We start from the raw sequence: 783 nt of genomic DNA, 5'->3' as shown, positions 1-783 counted from the left end.
CGTATATGTATTGGCAAAAACGCTTTAAGCGAGAAGATCCAGATCGTTTCTTTAAGAATAAAATCCTAGAGATTCGTAAAAAACACGAAAACTATGGATATCGCAGAATACATCAAGAGCTGCGAAGAAAAGGAATCTGTATCAACAAGAAAAAAGTACAACGAATCCTGCAAAACTTAGGGCTCCAAGTTACATCCTTTGGAAGAAAATCAAGAAAATACAACTCCTACAAAGGGAAAATAGGAAAAACTGCTCCCAACAGAGTTCACCGACGTTTTGATACTTCCATAGCACACCAAAAAATCACTACCGATACCACAGAATTCAAATATTATGAAAGGGACAAAAAGGGTACTCTACAGACCAAGAAACTGTATCTGGATCCCTTTATGGACCTCTATAATCGAGAAATCATAAGTTATCAAATCTCTTCCACACCAAGTGCAAAAGGCATTCTAAAAGCCTTAAATGAAGCTATTGAAAGAACAAAGAGCTGCAAGTACAGAAGAACCTTTCATTCGGATCAAGGATGGGCCTATCAAATGAAAGACTATGTAAAAACACTAAAGAAAAACAAGATCTTTCAGAGTATGTCTCGAAAAGGAAATTGTCTCGATAATTCTCCTATGGAAAACTTCTTTGGGATATTGAAACAAGAAATGTATTACGGGAGAATCTTTAAAAGTTATGAAGAATTAAAAAGGGAAATAGAAAAGTATATACGCTATTACAATTACGAACGAATAAAAGAAAAACTGGGCTGGAAAAGCCCAGTAGAATATA

General features: G+C 35.1%; 1 protein-coding gene. It reads left to right on the top strand.

Annotated features, from left to right (window positions below; translation table 11 throughout):
- A partial coding sequence (locus tag ACTQ46_RS11125) for an IS3 family transposase (RefSeq protein ID WP_441749893.1) occupies positions 1 to 783 on the top strand: 783 nt, incomplete at both ends.

It is taken from the genome of Gallicola sp. Sow4_E12 (genome assembly GCF_052116305.1).
GTDB lineage: Bacteria > Bacillota > Clostridia > Tissierellales > Peptoniphilaceae > JBQKLI01.
Note: the sequence above shows the minus strand (reverse complement) of the source record. Positions and strands in the feature narration are given on the sequence as shown.